This window comes from Saccharopolyspora rhizosphaerae (genome assembly GCF_003931915.1).
GTDB lineage: Bacteria > Actinomycetota > Actinomycetes > Mycobacteriales > Pseudonocardiaceae > Saccharopolyspora > Saccharopolyspora rhizosphaerae.
In genome coordinates, this window is the sequence record NZ_RSAA01000002.1 from 26477 (window position 1) to 44029 (window position 17553).

Genomic DNA, 17553 nt, shown 5'->3' on the forward strand with positions numbered 1-17553 from the left:
CTTACCGTTCGCCAGGACCGCCGCGCGGCGTTTTCGCCTTGCTGCGCGCGGTTTTCGCGACCTTCCTGGAGGAATCCCGTGTCGACAGCAGAGCGGATCAGCTGCACCGTGACCGACGGCGTGGCCGACGTGCGGTTGAACCGCCCCGACAAGCTCAACGCCCTCGACCAGCCAATGTTCGAGCAGCTGGTCGCCACCGGGGAGCGCTTGCGGCGGGATTCCAGCGTGCGCGCGGTCGTGCTCTCCGGTGAGGGACGGGCTTTCTGCGCCGGGCTGGACTTCAGCATCTTCGGCGAGCTCGCCGAGGGGTCCCGCCCCGCGCGGATGGAGACCGACGGCCCGGCCAAGGCGCTGGGGCAGCAGGCCGCGCACATCTGGACCCTGCTGCCGCAGCCGGTGATCGCAGCCGTGCACGGCGTGGCGTACGGCGGTGGCCTGCAGGTCGCGCTGGGAGCCGACATCAGGCTGGTCTCCTCCGACGCGCAGCTGTCGGTGATGGAGATCAAGTGGGGCATCAACCCGGACATGACCGGCACACAGGTGCTGCCGGAGCTGGTGGGCCGTGACATCGCCAAGGAGCTGACCTTCACCGGCCGCGTGGTCGGTGGCGAGGAGGCCGTGGCGCTGCGGCTGGCCACGCGGGTCGAGGGCGACCCGCACGCGGCGGCGCTGGCGCTGGCGGGCGAGATCGCGAGCAAGAGCCCGGAGGCGGTCCGCGAGTCCAAGCGCCTGCTCGACCTGGCCGGACGGGTGTCGCTCGCCGAGGGCTTCGAGGCCGAGCAGGTCGCGATCCACTCCTTGATCGGCACGCCCAACCAGCACGAAGCGATCGCCGCCAACCTGGAGAAGCGACCCCCGAAGTTCACCGACCCTGCTCAGTGAACTGTTCGGGAATCGCGCTGCGTGGCGGTGCCGGTGGCAGGTTCTGAGCGGCTCCGCGGACTCCGTGGCCGCTCCTCGAGCACGTCCATGCACGGCGTCGCGGCGTACTCGTCACGAAGCCGCTCAGAACCTGCGGCGGTGCGGGGTGAGTCGCACACCTGAAGATCGCGATTCAGCGCGGTTTCTCAGAAGACGCTAGTCCAGGGCGTTTTCGGCGCCTTCCTGCACTGCTCGGGCTACTGCTGCCAGGGCTGGTGAGTCCAGTTTCCACTGCTGCCAGTGCAGGGGGACGTCCATGCCGTGGCCCGGTGCGATGTCGACCAGCGCACCGGACCGCAACAGGGGTTCGGCCTGCACGCGCGGCACCATGCCCCAGCCCAGGCCCACCTGGATGGCTTCGACGAAGCCCTCGGACGAGGGCACGCGGTGACGCGGTCCGGGCGCTCCCCCGCCTCGCCTCACCTTCCGGGCGAAGGCGTCCTGCAGGTCGTCGTGGTTGTCGAAGATCAGGACCGGGAGCTCGTCGAGCACCTGCTCGAGGGGGAGCCGGCCCTTGCGGCGCGGCGCCACGCACGCCAGGTAGCGCATGTGCCCGAGCCGGCGCACCGAGCAGCCCTGGACCGGGTCCGGGGTCGACGTCACCGCCGCCATCACCCGGCCTTCCCGCAGCAGGCTCGTGGTGTGCCCCTCGTCGGCCCGGTGCAGTTCGAAGCAGATGCCCAGTTCGTCGGGGACTCGAGCCAACGCGGGGACGAACCAGGTGCTCAGCGAGTCCGCGTTCACGGCGATGGGCAGCGTGCTCGGGGCACCGCTACCGGACATGCCGAGCTCGGTGGTGAGGTCCTCCTCCACCCGTGCCAGTTGACGGGCGTAGCGCACCACGACCTGGCCGGACCCGGTGAGCTGGACCGGCTTGCTGCGGATCAGCAGGACCCGCCCGGTGCGCTGCTCCAGGGCTTTGACCCGCTGGCTGACCGCGGACGGGGTGACGTGCAGGGCGGCGGCCGCGGCGTCCAGCGTGCCGCAGTCGACGATGGCGAGCAGGGTCCGGACGTGCTCCAGCGGCAGGTCGAGGTTCACATCTGCTCATGGTAGTTAAGAATCATTAGCTGTACTGCAGGGCACTGCCCGCTTAGCGTCGACGGCGTGGCTGAAGCACTGCTCCCGATGTCGGCGGGTTTCGCGACCTGCCTGTCCCTGATCGTCTCGATCGGCGCCCAGAACGCCTTCGTGCTGCGCCAAGGCCTGCGCAGGCACGCGGTGCTGCTGGTCGTGGCGATCTGCATCGCCTCGGACGTGGTCCTCATCGCCGTGGGGGTCGGCGGGTTCGGCACGCTGGTGACCCGGTCGCCGCTGCTGCTGACCACCTGCACCGCGATCGGTGGCGTCTTCCTGCTGACCTACGGATTCCTCGCCGCCCGCAGGGCCTTCCGGCCTTCGGCCGCGCTCGACGCCTCCCCCGGAGGCACCCGGTCGCGCCGCCGCGCGGCGCTGACGTGCCTGGCCATGACGTGGCTGAACCCGCAGACCTACCTGGAGACCATCCTGCTCATCGGCTCGGTGGCAGCCGGTTACGGCGCCCTGCGGTGGGCGTTCGGAGTCGGGGCGCTGGCCGCGAGCTGCGTGTGGTTCGTGGCGCTGGGGTTCGGCGCGCGGCTGCTGACCGGGTTCTTCTCGCGGCCGTCGGCGTGGCGCGCCCTGGACGGGGTGATCGCGGTGATGATGGTGTCGTTGGGGACCGGGCTGCTGATGGGCCTGTGACCTGTGGATTCATCCACAGTGGTCACTCATCGGTGTTGCCCTGCAGCGCCTTTCGACCGCGATCACCTGATCGTGTAGCCGCCTTTCGCTCGCGTTCCCGACCCGGTCGGCGCACCATGGGCACGTGCGTTCGACGACGAAGTCCAGCCAGGTTCCGCCGACCCACCGCTCCCCTGACCGACCGGTCCCGTCCCGCGACCCCCTGCCGCGGGTGAGGCGCGCCGAGGGCGCAGCGCCTCCGCACCCTCGCACGTCGTGGGTCCGGCCGGGGGAACGGCGCCGGGCCGTGGCCCGGGAGCCACCGCCCGGTGCGCGGTGATGCCCCGCGCTCGGAGCGCGACGACACCTCGACGGCCGGTGTCCCCGGCGACGTGCTGCTTGACAACTCCAGAGAGACTGCGGGGCGTCAGACCCCCTCCGGGCGGGCAGGCCACTCCGGCATGAAGTCGGGGTAGTCCTGGCTCACCCGGAGGGGGAACTCCGGGGCGCGCTTGGCCAGGAACGACCCGACGCCCTCGGCCGCGTCGGCTCCGGCGCCGAGCACGTTGATCCCCTTGGAGTCCAACCTGTGCGCCTCCCACGGGGAGTCCGCCGAGAACATGCCCCACATGAGCTGGCGGGCCACCGCGACCGACACCCCGGAGGTGTGCTCGGCGATCTCCCGGCAGATCGACCGGGCGGTGGGGATCAGCTCGTCGTCGGCGACCACCCGGGACACCAGCCGCCCCGACAGCGCCTCGGCGGACCCGAAGATGCGCCCGGTCGCGGCCCACTCCATGGCCTGCGAGATGCCCACCACGCGCGGCAGGAACCAGGAGGAGGCCGCCTCCGGAAGGATGCCGCGCCGGGTGAACACGAAGCCGAACTTGGCGCTCTCGGCGGCCAGGCGGATGTCCATCGGCAGGGTCATCGTGACGCCGACACCGACCGCTGCTCCGTTGAAGGCACCGATGACCGGTTTCCGCATCGCCGCGATCCGCAACGCCACGGTGCCGCCGCCGTCCCGCGGCACACCGTCGACCTCGCCGAGCTCGCTGTAGGCCTCGGCCCGCACGTGGTTGGCCTCGCCGTTGAACGTGTCCTCGCCGGCGCTCAGGTCCGCGCCCGCGCAGAACGCCCGCCCCGCACCGGTGACGATCACCGCACGCACCCCGTCGTCGGAGTCGGCCTCGTCGAACGCCGCGATCAGCTCGCCGCGCATGACGTGCGTGAACGCGTTGAGCTGCTCCGGCCGGTCCAAGGTGATCGTGGCGATCTGCTCGGAGACGGAGTAGTCGATCTCGGTGTAAGTCATCGCACCATCCATTTCGCGGGTTTGAAAACGGGCTTGCGCAGTGGAAAGGTCCGGCGTGCACCACGAATCGCAGAAAGCGGGGCAGCATGGCCGAGGTCGCGTACCGGCAGTCCGCGTTCACACCGCCCGCCGGGTCCACCGACATCTTGTTGGTCCGGCACGGCGAGTCCGCCCCGGCGGTGCCTGGCAAGCCGTTCGACCTCGTTGACGGCCAGGGCGATCCCGAGCTGGCCCCGAACGGCCGGGTGCACGCCGAGCGCGTCGGTGACCGGCTCGCGGACGAGCGCATCGACGCCCTCTACGTGACGAACCTGCGGCGCACGGCCGAAACGGCGGCTCCGCTGGCTGCTCGGCTCGGGCTCACGCCCCGCGTGGAGGCGGGCTTGCGGGAGGTCCACCTCGGCGAGTTCGAAGGCGGGCTCTTCCGCCAGAAGGTCGCGCAGAACGACCCGGTCATCCAGCGGATGCACGCCGAGGGCCGGTGGGACGTCATCCCCGGCGCCGAACCCCCCGAGGCGCTGCGCGAGCGCGTCACGGCAGCCGTCGCACGGCTGGCCGCCGCCCACCCCGACCAGCGGGTCGCGGTGTTCACGCACGGCGGTGTGATCGGGGAGGTGCTCTCCATCGCCAGCGGCAGCCTCCCGATGGCGTTCCTCGGCGCGAGCAACGGCTCGATCTCGCAGGTCGTGGTCACCGAGAAGCGTTGGATCGTCCGGTGTTTCAACGACACCGCTCATCTGGGCGGCGGGCTGGAGCAGCAGCCCGCCGCCCTGAGCTGACTCATCGGCCAACGCGGCCTACTTCAGTCCCAGCGCCCGCACGGCCTCGGTCGGATCGCCCGGAGCGACCAGGGCGATCGCCGGCGTCGTCACGCCGTTGTCGACGTACTGCTGCACGCGTTCCCGGCAGTACTGCGCCGGACCGTGCACCACCAGGTCGTCGACGACGCTGTCCGGGATCGCCGCCAGCGCCGCCTTGCGGTCGCCCGCGTCCCACGCCTGCCACATCGGCGTGAACTCGTCGCGCCCCAACCACTCGTGGAAGGCCCGGTAGACCGGCACGTTCATGTACGCGGCGATGTGCCGGCGAGCCAGACCGCGCGCGGTCTCCGGGTCCACGTCGGGCATCACGAAGATGCGGGCCACGACCTCCTTGTCCGGGCCGCCCTGCTGCACGTGGGGCACGACGGCGCGCACGTCCTCCGGCGAGAGCCAGTTGATGATCGCGCCGTCCGCCTCCCGGCCGGCCAGCTTCAACATGCCGGGCCGGAGCGCCGCGACCAGCACCGGCGGCACCGGATCGGCCACCAGTCCCGCGGTGAAGCCCTTGACCTCGAAGGTGTCGTAGGACTCGGTGACCTTCTCGCCCCGCAACGCCTTCCGCAGGAAGCGCACGGTGTCGCGCACCCGCTTGTAGGGCTCCTCGAAGGGGATCCCGTTCCAGCGTTCCACGATCACGTTCGACGAGGTCCCCACGCCCAGCGCGAACCGCCCCGGGGCAGCCGCCGCCATGGTGGCGGCGCTCATCGCCAAGGTCGCCGGACCGCGGGTGTAGACCGGCACGATCGCGGTCCCCAGCCGCAGCTGCGGCGCCCAGGTGGAGGCCAGCGCCAGCGGGGTGAACGCGTCAGCACCGTTGGCCTCCGACGACCACACGTCGGTGTAGCCGAGGTCGGGCAGCTCGGCGATGAGCTCGCGCTGCTCCGGCAGGGAGAGCTCGGGCAGCGGAACGCTGATGCCCCAACGTCGATCCACGGGTGTTTCCTCTCAGTTCCTCAGGTGTAGCGAGCCTTGAGCTTGCCCTTGACGAGCTTTCCGGTCGGTGTGCGCGGCATGTCCTCGACGAAGTCCACGCTGCGCGGCACCTTGTAGTGCGCCACCCGCTCCCGCGCGTGGTCGATGATCTGCCGCTCCAGTTCGGGGCCCGGTTCCACGCCCGGAGCGGGTTGCACGACGGCCTTGACCGCCTCCCCCATCTCGGGATCGGGGACTCCGAATACCGCGACGTCGAGGATCGAGGGGTGCAGCGCCAGCACGTCCTCGACTTCCTGGGGGTAGATGTTCACCCCGCCGGAGATGATCATGAACGCCTTGCGGTCGGTGAGGTACAAGAACCCGTCCTCGTCGACGTAACCGAGGTCGCCCATGGTGGCCCAGTTGAGGTGCTCCGGGTGCTTGACCGAGCGGGTCTTGTCCGGGTCGCCGAGGTACTCGAACTCGATCTCCTCGCGCTCGAAGTACACCGTGCCGACCTCGCCGGCGGGCAGCTCGTGCCCCTCCTCGTCGCAGACGCGGATGACGCCCAGGACGGGCTTGCCGACCGACCCGGGCTTGTCCTGCCACTGCGCGGAGTCGATCATGGTCATCCCGACGCCCTCGGTCGAGGCGTAGTACTCCTGCAGGACCGGGCCCCACCAGTCGATCATCGCGCGCTTGACCTCCACCGGGCACGGCGCAGCGGCGTGCACGGCCACGCGGTGGCTGGAGAGGTCGTAGCGGTGGCGGGTCTGCTCGTCGAGCTTGAGCATCCGCACGAACATCGTCGGCACCCACTGGCTGTGGGTGACCTGGTAGCGCTCGATCGCCCGCAACGCCTGCTCGGGGTCGAAGCGCTCCATCATCACGACGGTCCCGCCGAGGGCGTGCACGGAGGCGCAGTACCGCAGCGGCGCCGCGTGGTAGAAAGGCGCCGGCGAGAGGTAGACGGTGTTCTCATCGAAGCCGTAGAAGCCGCGCAGCACGTCCACCAGGATGTTGCCCGGCTCGTGGACCTGCCGGTCGGGCAGCTCCGGCCGGATCCCCTTGGGACGCCCGGTGGTTCCGGAGGAGTACAGGAGGTCCGCACCGCAGGGCTGCACGGCCGGGCGCTCGGTCGAGGCCGCGGCGAGAGCTCGCTCGTAGTCGTCGTACCCGGCCACGGCACCGCCGTAGGCGAGCCGGACCTGCACCCCGGACGTGAGCTCGGCGACCTGCTCGGGCAGCGTCCCCAGGCCGGCCGACACGACCATCGCGCTGGCACCGGAGTCGTTGACGATGTAGGCGACCTCGTCGGGTTGCAGGTGGTTGTTGACGGCGCACACGTACATGCCCGAGCGCACCGCCGCCCAGTAGACCTCGAACGCGTGCGGGTTGTTGTCGGAGAGCACGGCGACCACGTCGCCCTTGGACAGCCCGGCCTCGCGCAGCGAATTGGCCAGGCGCAGCGAGCGCTCGTCGAGCTCGCGATAGGTCAGCACCTCGCCCGATCCGGCCATGACCAGGGCCGGCTTGTCGGGCGCCGTGGCGGCGTGGACACCTGGGTACATGCGGCTCCTCCTTGAACCTCGCGTACCGCTTTTCGACTTACCTCACTTGACGAGCCCCTCGACCTTCCCGAAGAGGCGGCTGGACTGCTCGGCGTTGGGCACCACGAACTTGCCCTCGGCTTCCACCAAGACCGTGTCCGGTGCGTCCGCGGTGCAGATCGTGGCCCTGGACTCGGTCCACCGACCGTCGACCCGCTCGACGCGGCCGACGATGCGCAACGGCGTGGTCAGCGGCACCGGCCGCCGGTAGCGCAGCGACAGCTGCACGGTCATGCCAGGCGGGGCTCCACCTGCGGCGTGGGCGTGCCCGAGGATCTGGTCGAGCAGCATCGCGCTCATGCCGCCGTGCACGTAGCTGGGCGGTCCCTCGTAGGCCAGGCCCAGCGTGCAGGTGCCCACGGCTTCACCGTCGACGATCTCCACCCGCATCGGCGGGGCGATCGGGTTGCCGGGACCGACCGCCGGGCTGTACAGGCGGCGGGGCCGACGGCCGTCGTCCACCGCCGCCATCTGGCCGCGCTCACGCCGCACCGCGTCCAGCGGGGGCACCAAGGCCTGCACCTGCGCTTTGATCTCCCGCAGGGTCTCGGTGTCCGCCTCGGTGGACACGGCGGCGTCGGTGAGTTCTCTCAGCGCGGAACCGAGGTCCCGCACCGCCTGCCGGCGTTCCCGCAGTTCGTCTTCGCTCTCGGCGGCCACGTTGGCTGATCCCTCCGGGTTCACGATCAGGTTGCGACCTTCAGTTAAACCTGTCGCCCGGCCTCCAGTCCAGACAGACCGGCCGGTCGGTATGAACTACCGTCCGGAATCGAACCACGGCGAGCGGGCGATCGCCCAGCGCACGACACCGGATAGGCTGTTGCGGAGCGAATCGGGAGGTGTCGTGCCCCAAGAGCGTGGAGAGCACTTCGTCCGCGCCGTGGAGCGGACCATGTCGGTGCTGCGGGCGTTCACGCCGGAACGTGCGGAGCTGTCGCTGACCGAGGTGGCCCAGGCGGCCAACCTCGACCGGGCAGGCGCCCGCCGCATCCTGCTCAGCCTGGTCGAACTCGGCTACGTCCAGCAGACCGACCGGCACTACGCGCTGACACCGCAGGTGCTGGAATTCGGCCACGCCTACCTGAGCAGCCGGTCACTGCCGCAGATCGCCGAACCGCACCTGCAGGAGCTGACCCGGCAGGTGCGGGAGATGACCGCGATGGCGGTCCTGGAGGGCACCGAGATCCGCTACATCGCGCAGGTGCCCAGCCCGAAGCTGCTGTCGGTGGCGATCCCGGTCGGCTCCCGCTTCCCGGCGCACGCGACCTCGATGGGCAAGGTCCTGCTGGCCGCGGTCCCCCCGGAGCAGCTGGAGGCCAGCCTGCGCTCGATGGAGCTGGCTCCGGTGACCCCGCACACGGTCACCACCCGCGAGGAGCTGCTGGCCGAGCTCGCCGCAGTGCGCAGGCAGGGCTTCGTGATCTCCGACGACGGCCTGGAGGAGGGCCTGCGGGGCGTGGCCGTCCCGCTCCGCGACGCCGACGGCAGGGTGTTCGCGGCGATCAACGTCTCGCTGGACAAGCACAGCTCCACCGAGGAAGGCGTCCAGCGCGAGGTCGTGCCGATGCTCGCGCGCACGGCCAGCCGGATCGAAGCCGACCTGCGAGTGCGGCCCGGGGGCCGGTGATCTCACCGGCCCCCGGGCCGCACTTCCAACCCCGTGGCGGGTCTGCTCCCGGAGATCAGGCGTCCGGGTCCTCGACGTAGGTCTTCTCCGCGACGTGGATGAAGAAGTCCGGCTCGTCCACCGGCTTCTCCTGGAAGTCGCCGAACGTGTTGATGCGCTGGAAGCCGACGTCGCGCAGCAGGCCGCGCAGGTAGTCCTGGCGCAGCGGGTACATGTTCAGGTAGTACTCGCTGCCGTCCGGGAACTCGTAGCGGTACCGGGCGAGGCCGTCGTCGACGTGGTCGGGCACCGCTTCGACCTCGGTGCCGCAGTAGTAGTAGGTGCTCTTGCCCCCGGCCTTGCCGTCCAGCAGCGCGTCGTAGTTGCGCTGGTCGATGATGAGCACGCCGTCGTGCTTGAGCATGGCGTAGAACTCGGCGAGCGCCTTGCGGCGGTCGTGCTCGCTGAACAGGTGGGTGAAGGAGTTGCCGAGGCAGATGACCGCGTCGAACTCGCCGTGCACGTCGCGGTTCAGCCAGCGCCAGTCCGCGTGGACGACGCGCAGCAGGTGACCGCCGTTCTCGAGACCGTTGCGGAAGGCCTTCACCAGCATCTGCGGGCTGCCGTCAGCGCTGACCGTGTCGAAGCCGGCCTCCTGGAGACGGACGGAGTGGAAGCCGGTACCCGTGGCCACGTCCAGCACGCTGCGCACACCGCGCGCCTTGAGCTGGTCGATGAAGAAGCGCCCCTCCCCTTCGGCGCGGCGTTCCCAGTCGATCAGGTCGTCCCACCTGTCGACCATGCCGCCCACGTACTCCTGGGTGTAGTGGTCGGTCTCGCGGACTTCCAGCGGGTTCTCGCCGAAGGCCTGCTCGCGGATCTCGGTCAGGACGTTCTCGGTCATGCTCCCGTTTCCTCGAATCGTCGAAAATGGTGCGGTGCGCGCGTCCGCCGAATTCACCTGCGGAATTCCGACGTGCTCGACGTTAGTCCGACGCGGACGAACAGCAAGTCACCCGCCACGCCGCAGCGGTGCGGAAAGCGCGGTCGAGGAGGCATTCCACACGCCACAATTCGCGCTCTGACCAGTGGATCCACCAGCGATCACCGCACCTCGGAAATCGGGGCGATCCGTCCTTCCGACCGGTTCGCCCACCGAACGCGCCGATCGCTGGGTGAACGCAGCACCGATCACCGGAACGGTTTACCCGAGTCGTTTCGAATGCCACGCCGAGGGCCGGAAATGGTACGGCCCGCTCGACATTCGACGCACGGTGGGTGGAGTGCGACACCGATCCGCCCTCTCCCGCCGGCTCCTGCTGTCCGGAGCACTGGCCGCCGGAGCGCTCACGATGACCCACACCACAACCGCGCGGGCCGCACCTGCCCGCTTCCGCAACCCGCTGGCGCTCCGGCGCGCCGACCCGCACGTCCACCGGCACACCGACGGCACCTACTTCTTCACCGCGACGGTTCCCACCTACGACAGGGTCGTGCTGCGCCGCTCCACGACCTTGCAGGGGCTCGGCGACGCCGAGGAGCACGTCCTCTGGCGCAGGCACGACAGCGGGGAGATGAGCAAGCACGTCTGGGCTCCGGAGCTGCACCACGTGGACGGGCGCTGGTACGTCTACTTCGCGGCCGGCAGCGCCGAGGACATCCAAACCATCCGGATGTACGTGCTGGAGAACGCCCACCCGGACCCCCTCGCGGGCACCTGGGTCGAGCGCGGTCGGGTCAGCACGCCGTGGGACACCTTCTCGCTGGACGCGACGACCTTCGCCCACCGGGGAGTGCGCTACCTGGCGTGGGCGCAGCGCGAGCCCGGCATCGAGACCAACTCGAACCTCTACCTCGCGCCGATGGTCGACCCGTGGACGCTCGCCGACGAGCCGGTGCGGCTGTCGGTGCCCACCCACGACTGGGAGGTGCGCGGTTACCGCGTCAACGAGGGCCCGGCGGCACTGGTGCGCCACGGCCAGGTCTTCCTGACGTTCTCGGCCAGCGCCACCGACAGCAACTACTGCCTGGGGCTGCTGACCGCACCGGCCAACGCCGACCTGCTGGACCGGCGCTCGTGGCGCAAGACCCCGGAGCCGGTGTTCACCACCAACCCGGCCACCGGCCAGTACGGACCGGGCCACAACAGCTTCACCACCGCCGAGGACGGCACCGACGTGCTCGTCTACCACGCACGCCCGTACGACGCCGAGGTCGGCGACGTCAACCGGCACGCCCGCGTGCAGACCTTCGGCTGGAACCACGACGGCACACCGGACTTCGGCGTCCCGGTCCCGGACTGACGGCACGAACGACCAGTGCCCCGGCCGCAGGGCCGGGGCACTGGTCTCAGGCGCTCGTGCTCGCGCTCAGGCGATCGGGCGTTCCGTCGGCTCGATCGGAGCCGGCAACACGTCCCGCCCGGTGAGGTAGCGGTCCACACCGGCGGCCGCGGAACGGCCTTCGGAGATGGCCCACACGATCAACGACTGGCCACGCCCCATGTCGCCGGCGCTGAACACACCGTCCACACTGGACATGAAGCTCTCGTCGCGGGCCACGTTGCCGCGCGGGTCGAGCTCCACGCCCAGGTCCTCGAGCAGGCCGGGCTTCTCCGGGCCGACGAAGCCCATCGCCAGCAGCACCAGCTGGGCCGGGATCTCCCGCTCGGTCCCGGGCATCGGCTCGAAGCCGTTGTCGGTCTTCTGGACCTCGACCAGCCGCAACGCCTTCAGCCTGCCCTGCTCGTCACCCACGAACTCCTGGGTGTTGACCGAGTAGAGGCGCTCGCCGCCTTCCTCGTGCGCCGAGGTGACCCGGTAGAGCATCGGGTAGGTCGGCCACGGGTGCGCGTCGCTGCGCTCGGTCGGAGGCTGCGGCATGATCTCCAGCTGCGTGACCGAGGCCGCACCCTGGCGGTGCGCGGTGCCCACGCAGTCGGCGCCGGTGTCACCACCGCCGATGACCACGACGTGCTTGCCCTCGGCGTGGATGGGAGCACGCTCGAAGTCGCCCTCCTGCACCTTGTTCGCCAGCGGCAGGTACTCCATCGCCTGGTGCACGCCGTCCAGCTCCCGGCCCGGTGCGGGCAGGTCGCGGGCGTGGGTGGCCCCACCGGCGAGCACCACGGCGTCGTACTCGGCGTGCAGCTGCTCCACGGTGACGTCGACACCGACGTTCACACCGGTGCGGAACTCGGTGCCCTCGGCTCGCATCTGGCCGAGGCGCCGGTCGAGGCGCTTCTTCTCCATCTTGAACTCGGGGATGCCGTAGCGCAGCAGCCCGCCGATGCGGTCGGCCCGCTCGTAGACGACCACGCTGTGGCCGACGCGGGTCAGCTGCTGCGCGGCGGCCAGGCCGGCCGGGCCGGAACCCACGACGGCGACCTTCTTGCCAGTGCGCTTCGGCGGCAGCTGCGGCGTGACGTAGCCAGCCTCCCACGCCTTGTCGATGATGGAGATCTCGACCTGCTTGATGCTGACCGGGTCGTCGTTGATGCCGACCACGCACGCCGCCTCGCACGGGGCGGGGCACAACGTCCCGGTGAACTCCGGGAAGTTGTTGGTGGCGTGCAGCCGCTCGATCGCGGTCTCCCAGTCGTCCCGCCACACCAGGTCGTTCCACTCGGGGATCAGGTTCCCCAGCGGACAACCCTGGTGGCAGAACGGAATTCCGCAGTCCATGCAGCGGCCGGCCTGCTTGTTGAGCCGCGGCTCCTCGAACTCCAGGTAGACCTCGCGCCAGTCCTTGATGCGCACGTCCACCGGGCGACGCTGGGGGTTCTCCCGCGGCGTCGTCATGAATCCCTTGGGGTCAGCCATGAGCCGCCTCCATGATCGCCTCGTTGACGTCGCGCCCTTCGCGCTCGGCAGCGCTCTGCGCTTCCAGCACCCGCTTGAAGTCGCGCGGCATGACCTTGCCGAACCGCTCGACCGCTGCGTCCCAGTCGGCCAGCAGCTCGCGGGCCACTGCCGATTCGGTCTGCTCGTAGTGCCTGCGGATCCGGTCGTGCAGGAACTCACGGTCTTCGTCGTCCAGCGCGTCCAGGTCGACCATCTCGGGGTTGACCCGCTGCGGGTCCAGGTCCAGCACGTAGGCGAGGCCCCCGGACATGCCGGCCGCGAAGTTGCGCCCGGTCGTGCCCAGGATGACCGCACGCCCACCGGTCATGTACTCGCAACCGTGGTCGCCGACGCCTTCGACGACCGCGACCGCACCGGAGTTGCGCACGCAGAAGCGCTCCCCGACCACGCCGCGCACGAACAGCTCACCGCTGGTGGCGCCGTAGAGCAGGACGTTGCCGGCGATGATGTTCTGCTCGGCGGCGAACGGCGCCTTCGGGTCGGGGCGGACGACGATGCGCCCACCGGAGAGGCCCTTGCCGACGTAGTCGTTGCCGTCCCCGAGCAACCGCAGCGTGATGCCCCGCGGGACGAACGCGCCGAAGGACTGCCCGGCGGAACCGGTGAACGTCACGTCGATGGTGTCGTCCGGCAGGCCTTCCCCGCCCCAGCGGCGGGTCAGCTCGGACCCGAGCATGGTGCCCACGGTCCGGTTGACGTTGCGCACCGGGAGGTCCAGGCGGACGGGGGTGCCTTCCTTGAGCGCACCCTCGGACAGCTGGATCAGCGTGTTGTCCAGCGCCTTCTCCAGACCGTGGTCCTGCTCGGTGGTCTGGTGCAGCGAGGCGCCCTTGGGCAGCTCCGGGACGTGCGTGATCGGCGCGAGGTCCAGGCCCTGGGTCTTCCAGTGCCGCACGGCCTCGGAGGTGTCGAGCAGCTCGGCGTGCCCGATGGCCTCCTCGATGGACCGGAAACCCAGCTCCGCCAGGTACTCCCGCACCTCCTGGGCGACGAACTCGAAAAAGTTCACCACGTACTCGGCCTTGCCGGAGAACTTCTCGCGCAGCTTCGGGTTCTGCGTCGCGACGCCCACCGGGCAGGTGTCGAGGTGGCAGACGCGCATCATGATGCAGCCCGAGACCACCAGCGGCGCGGTCGCGAAACCGTACTCCTCGGCGCCCAGCAGCGCGGCGACGACGACGTCGCGCCCCGTCTTGAGCTGACCGTCGGTCTGCACCACGATCCGGTCGCGCAGGTCGTTGGCCAGCAGCGTCTGCTGCGTCTCGGCCAAGCCCAGCTCCCAGGGGCCACCGGCGTGCTTGATCGACGACAGCGGCGAAGCACCGGTACCGCCGTCGTGGCCGGAGATGAGCACCACGTCGGCGTGCGCCTTCGACACACCCGCCGCGACCGTGCCGACCCCGACCTCGGAGACCAGCTTGACGTGGATCCGCGCCCTGGGGTTGGCGTTCTTCAGGTCGTGGATCAGCTGGGCCAGGTCCTCGATCGAGTAGATGTCGTGGTGCGGCGGGGGCGAGATCAGACCCACGCCCGGCGTGGAGTGCCGGGTCTTGGCCACCCACGGGTACACCTTGCCGCCGGGCAGCTGACCGCCCTCGCCGGGCTTGGCGCCCTGCGCCATCTTGATCTGGATGTCGTCGGCGTTGACGAGGTAGTCGCTGGTGACGCCGAAGCGGCCGGAGGCGACCTGCTTGATCGCCGAGCGCCGCGAGTCACCGTTGGCGTCCGGGGTGAACCGGTCGGCGTCCTCGCCACCTTCACCGGTGTTGGACTTGCCGCCCAACCGGTTCATCGCGATGGCCAGCGTCTCGTGCATCTCCTGCGAGATGGAGCCGTAGGAGATGGCGCCGGTGGCGAAGCGCTTGACGATGGAGGAGACCGGCTCGACCTCCTCGATCGGCACCGGCTTGCGCTCGCCTTCCTTGAACTTGAACAACCCGCGCAGCGTCATCAGGTCGCGCGACTGGTCGTCGACGGCCTGGGTGTACTCCTTGAACACCTCGTAGCGACCGGAGCGCGTCGAGTGCTGGAGCTTGAACACCGTCTTCGGGTTGAACAGGTGCGGCTCGCCCTCGCGCCGCCACTGGTACTCGCCACCCACGGCCAACGATCGGTGCGGCGCCTGGACGCCGTCCTCCGGGTAGGCGCGGCGGTGGCGTTCGGCGACCTCCTGGGCCAGCACGTCGAAGCCGACCCCGCCCAGCCGCGAGGTGGTGCCGGTGAAGCAGCGGTCCACGACCTCCTGGCCGAGACCGATGGCCTCGAAGATCTGCGCACCGGTGTAAGAGGCCACAGTGGACACGCCCATCTTGGACATGGTCTTGCGGACGCCCTTGCCCAGCGCCTTGATCAGGTTCGAGGTGGCCTGCTCGGCGTCGGTCCCCTTGATCACGCCGGTGGTCACGAGGTCCTCGACGGTGGCCATCGCGACGTACGGGTTAACGGCAGCGGCTCCGTAACCGATGAGCAGAGCGACATGGTGCACTTCGCGGACGTCGCCGGCCTCGACGATCAAGCCCACCTGGGTGCGTTCCTTCTCGCGCACCAAGTGGTGGTGCACGGCGCCGGTCGCCAGCAGCGACGGGATCGGCGCCCGCTCGGCGTCGGCCTTGCGGTCCGACAGCACCAGGACGTGCGCTCCGTCAGCGACGGCCGCGGAGACCTCCTCGCAGATCTCGTCGAGCCGCGTGCGCAACGCCTCGCCCCCACCGGAGACCTGGTAGGTGGCGTCGATGACGGCGGGCTTGAGGTCCGGCCGGTCACCGTCGTCGTTGATGTGCACGATCTTCGCGAGCTGCGCGTTGTCGAGCACCGGGAAGGGCAGCACCAGCTGGTGGCAGGCCTCCGGCGCGTGGTCGAGCAGGTTGTGCTCAGGCCCGACGTGGGTGCTGAGCGAGGTCACCAGCTCTTCGCGGATCGCGTCCAACGGCGGGTTGGTGACCTGCGCGAACAGCTGGGTGAAGTAGTCGAACAGCTGCCGCGGGCGCTCCGAGAGCGCCGCGAAGCCGGTGTCGTTGCCCATCGAGCCGATCGGCTCCGCACCGGTGGTGGCCATCGGCTGCAGCAGCACCCCGAGTTCTTCCTGGGTGTAGCCGAAGACCTGCTGCCGGTGCACCAGCGAGTCGTGCGAGGGCAGTTCGCGCTCGCGGTCGGGCAGGTCGCCCAGCCGCACGACTCCCTCGTCCAGCCACTCCTGGTACGGGAACTCCTCGGCGAGCTCGCCCTTGATCTCGTCGTCGTCGATGATGCGGCCCGCGTCGGTGTCGACGAGGAACATCCGGCCCGGCTGCAGCCGGCCCTTGCGGACGACCTTCTCCGGTTCGACGTCGAGGACGCCGACCTCGCTGGCCAGCACGACCAGACCGTCTTCCGTGACCCAGTAACGACCCGGGCGCAGACCGTTGCGGTCGAGCACCGCGCCGATCTGGGTGCCGTCGGTGAAGGCGACCAGCGCGGGCCCGTCCCACGGCTCCATCAAGTAGTTGTGGAACTCGTAGAACGCCCTGCGCTTGGGGTCCATCTCGGCGTGGTTCTCCCACGCCTCCGGGATCATCATGAGCACCGAGTGCGGCAGCGAACGACCGCCCAGGTGCAGCAGTTCCAGGACCTCGTCGAAGGTCGCCGAGTCGCTGGCCTCCGGGGACGCGATCGGGTACAGCCGCGTCAGCTCACCCGGGATGAGGCCGGTGTCGAGCATGCTCTCGCGGGTCCGCATCCAGTTGCGGTTGCCTTTGACGGTGTTGATCTCACCGTTGTGCGCGATGAACCGGTAGGGGTGCGCGAGCGGCCACGACGGGAAGGTGTTCGTGGAGAACCGCGAGTGCACCAGGCCGATCGCGCTGGCGAAGCGCTCGTCCCCGAGGTCGGGGTAGAACGCGCCCAGCTGCGCCTCGGTCAGCATGCCCTTGTAGACGATGGTGCGCGCGGAGAGGCTCGGGAAGTACACGTCGGCTTCGTGCTCGGCGCGCTTGCGCACGCAGAACGCCCGACGCTCGAACGCCAGCGCCGATTCGGCCTGACGGCCGTCCTTGGCGCCGATGAACAGCTGCCGGAAGTTGGGCATGGTCTCGCGCGCCGCGGTGCCGGCGCAGTCCGCGGCGATGGGCAGCTCGCGCCAGCCCAGCAGCCGCAGGCCTTCCTCGTCCACGATGCGCTCGATGACGGCCGCGGCTTCCTCGGCGGCGGTGTCATCGGCGGGCAGGAACGCGGTACCGGCCGCGTAGGTTCCGGCTTCGGGCAGCTCGAACGGCACGACCGCGCGGAAGAACTCGTCCGGGATCTGGGTCAGCAGCCCGACGCCGTCGCCGGTTTCGGGGTCGGCACCCTTGGCGCCGCGGTGCTCGAGGTTGCGCAAGGCCGTCAGTGCTTTGTCAACCAGGTCGTGACTCCGCCGTCCGCGAAGGTCGGCGACGAACGCGACACCGCAGGCGTCGTGCTCATGGGCCGGGTCGTACAGACCGCCGGCCTGGGCGCTGCGCTGCGCCACGCTTCTTGCATGGTGGGATTGGGGCATCGGACCTCCCGTCGACAGGCTGCGGCGCGCAGCAGGGAATCACTCACCCACTGCGAGCCGCGGGAGCCTTTGGGGGCACTGACAGATAAGGATGCGCCGTTGCACTCTTGGTCAGTTTGAGGCACTGTACATACCGAGCGGCGTGAAAGCTACCGCTAGGTAACACGAAATTGCGGGAACATGACGGCTCTCAGACTCTGAGACGCCGTTGTCGCAAGGCCGGAGCCCGAGGCATTGTGCACCAGGCATCTGTCCTCAGGCGACAGCTGGCGATCTTCCGTGGCGTTGTTC

The 17553-nt window shown here is 69.9% G+C and carries 12 protein-coding genes and 1 pseudogene; 5 read left to right on the forward strand and 8 right to left on the reverse strand.

Translation table 11 applies throughout. The features are described 5' to 3' along the window. Nucleotides 1-78: 78 nt before the first annotated feature. On the forward strand, nucleotides 79-882 hold the full coding sequence (locus tag EIL87_RS02490; protein ID WP_233575966.1) for a crotonase/enoyl-CoA hydratase family protein: 804 nt from the start codon (nucleotides 79-81) through the stop codon (nucleotides 880-882). Nucleotides 883-1077: 195 nt separating this feature from the next. Here EIL87_RS02490 and EIL87_RS02495 read toward each other — a convergent pair whose 3' ends face one another. Beyond that, the gene (locus tag EIL87_RS02495) at nucleotides 1078-1962 is read right to left on the reverse strand and encodes a LysR family transcriptional regulator ArgP (RefSeq protein WP_125088500.1); all 885 of its coding nucleotides are present in this window, start codon (nucleotides 1960-1962) and stop codon (nucleotides 1078-1080) included. 66 nt (nucleotides 1963-2028) lie between these two features. On the opposite strand from EIL87_RS02495, the gene EIL87_RS02500 reads away from it, so the two are divergent. Continuing rightward, entirely contained in the window at nucleotides 2029-2643 is a 615-nt protein-coding gene (locus EIL87_RS02500) for a LysE/ArgO family amino acid transporter (RefSeq protein ID WP_407690507.1), read from the forward strand. A gap of 406 nt (nucleotides 2644-3049) precedes the next feature. Here EIL87_RS02500 and EIL87_RS02505 read toward each other — a convergent pair whose 3' ends face one another. Beyond that, the gene (locus EIL87_RS02505) at nucleotides 3050-3937 is read right to left on the reverse strand and encodes a crotonase/enoyl-CoA hydratase family protein (RefSeq protein WP_125088501.1); all 888 of its coding nucleotides are present in this window, start codon (nucleotides 3935-3937) and stop codon (nucleotides 3050-3052) included. 86 nt (nucleotides 3938-4023) lie between these two features. On the opposite strand from EIL87_RS02505, the gene EIL87_RS02510 reads away from it, so the two are divergent. Next, nucleotides 4024-4716 (forward strand): histidine phosphatase family protein, encoded by a 693-nt coding sequence (locus EIL87_RS02510; protein WP_125088502.1) that lies wholly within the window; start codon nucleotides 4024-4026, stop codon nucleotides 4714-4716. Nucleotides 4717-4734: 18 nt separating this feature from the next. Here the strand turns inward: EIL87_RS02510 and EIL87_RS02515 are convergent, their stop codons facing one another. From EIL87_RS02515 to EIL87_RS02525, 3 genes are read right to left on the reverse strand one after another with little or no spacing between them, the layout of a single operon-like run. Further along, nucleotides 4735-5691 (reverse strand): LLM class F420-dependent oxidoreductase, encoded by a 957-nt coding sequence (locus tag EIL87_RS02515; RefSeq protein ID WP_125088503.1) that lies wholly within the window; start codon nucleotides 5689-5691, stop codon nucleotides 4735-4737. 20 nt (nucleotides 5692-5711) lie between these two features. Next, nucleotides 5712-7241, reverse strand: a complete 1530-nt coding sequence (locus EIL87_RS02520; RefSeq protein ID WP_125088504.1) for an acyl-CoA synthetase — start codon at nucleotides 7239-7241, stop codon at nucleotides 5712-5714. A 42-nt stretch (nucleotides 7242-7283) separates the two neighbouring features. After that, on the reverse strand, nucleotides 7284-7940 hold the full coding sequence (locus EIL87_RS02525; RefSeq protein WP_125088505.1) for a PaaI family thioesterase: 657 nt from the start codon (nucleotides 7938-7940) through the stop codon (nucleotides 7284-7286). A 184-nt stretch (nucleotides 7941-8124) separates the two neighbouring features. On the opposite strand from EIL87_RS02525, the gene EIL87_RS02530 reads away from it, so the two are divergent. Further along, nucleotides 8125-8907 carry an IclR family transcriptional regulator domain-containing protein gene (locus tag EIL87_RS02530; protein WP_233575967.1) on the forward strand — a complete coding sequence of 261 codons (783 nt, stop codon included), beginning with the start codon at nucleotides 8125-8127 and terminating at the stop codon, nucleotides 8905-8907. A gap of 73 nt (nucleotides 8908-8980) precedes the next feature. On the opposite strand, the pseudogene EIL87_RS02535 reads toward EIL87_RS02530, so the two are convergent. Continuing rightward, nucleotides 8981-9790: pseudogene (locus tag EIL87_RS02535) on the reverse strand (glycine/sarcosine N-methyltransferase); the annotation flags it as partial. Between the two features lie 379 nt (nucleotides 9791-10169). Between EIL87_RS02535 and EIL87_RS02540 the strand changes: the two are divergent. Further along, nucleotides 10170-11189 carry a glycoside hydrolase family 43 protein gene (locus EIL87_RS02540; protein ID WP_233575968.1) on the forward strand — a complete coding sequence of 340 codons (1020 nt, stop codon included), beginning with the start codon at nucleotides 10170-10172 and terminating at the stop codon, nucleotides 11187-11189. 66 nt (nucleotides 11190-11255) lie between these two features. On the opposite strand, the gene EIL87_RS02545 is transcribed toward EIL87_RS02540, so the two are convergent. Then, complete coding sequence (locus EIL87_RS02545) at nucleotides 11256-12707, reverse strand: glutamate synthase subunit beta (RefSeq protein WP_125088508.1); 1452 nt, start codon at nucleotides 12705-12707, stop codon at nucleotides 11256-11258. After that, on the reverse strand, nucleotides 12700-17262 hold the full coding sequence (gene gltB / locus EIL87_RS02550; RefSeq protein WP_125088509.1) for a glutamate synthase large subunit: 4563 nt from the start codon (nucleotides 17260-17262) through the stop codon (nucleotides 12700-12702). The genes EIL87_RS02545 and gltB overlap by 8 nt, the downstream gene beginning before the upstream one ends. Nucleotides 17263-17553 lie beyond the last annotated feature (291 nt).

Bases quoted from the DNA above. Each gene is read 5' to 3' on its own strand.
- EIL87_RS02510 (WP_125088502.1), top strand. From the start codon at position 4,024: ATGGCCGAGGTCGCGTACCGGCAGTCCGCGTTCACACCGCCCGCCGGG.
- EIL87_RS02545 (WP_125088508.1), bottom strand. From the start codon at position 12,707: ATGGCTGACCCCAAGGGATTCATGACGACGCCGCGGGAGAACCCCCAG.
- EIL87_RS02520 (WP_125088504.1), bottom strand. From the start codon at position 7,241: ATGTACCCAGGTGTCCACGCCGCCACGGCGCCCGACAAGCCGGCCCTG.
- EIL87_RS02505 (WP_125088501.1), bottom strand. From the start codon at position 3,937: ATGACTTACACCGAGATCGACTACTCCGTCTCCGAGCAGATCGCCACG.
- gltB (WP_125088509.1), bottom strand. From the start codon at position 17,262: ATGCCCCAATCCCACCATGCAAGAAGCGTGGCGCAGCGCAGCGCCCAG.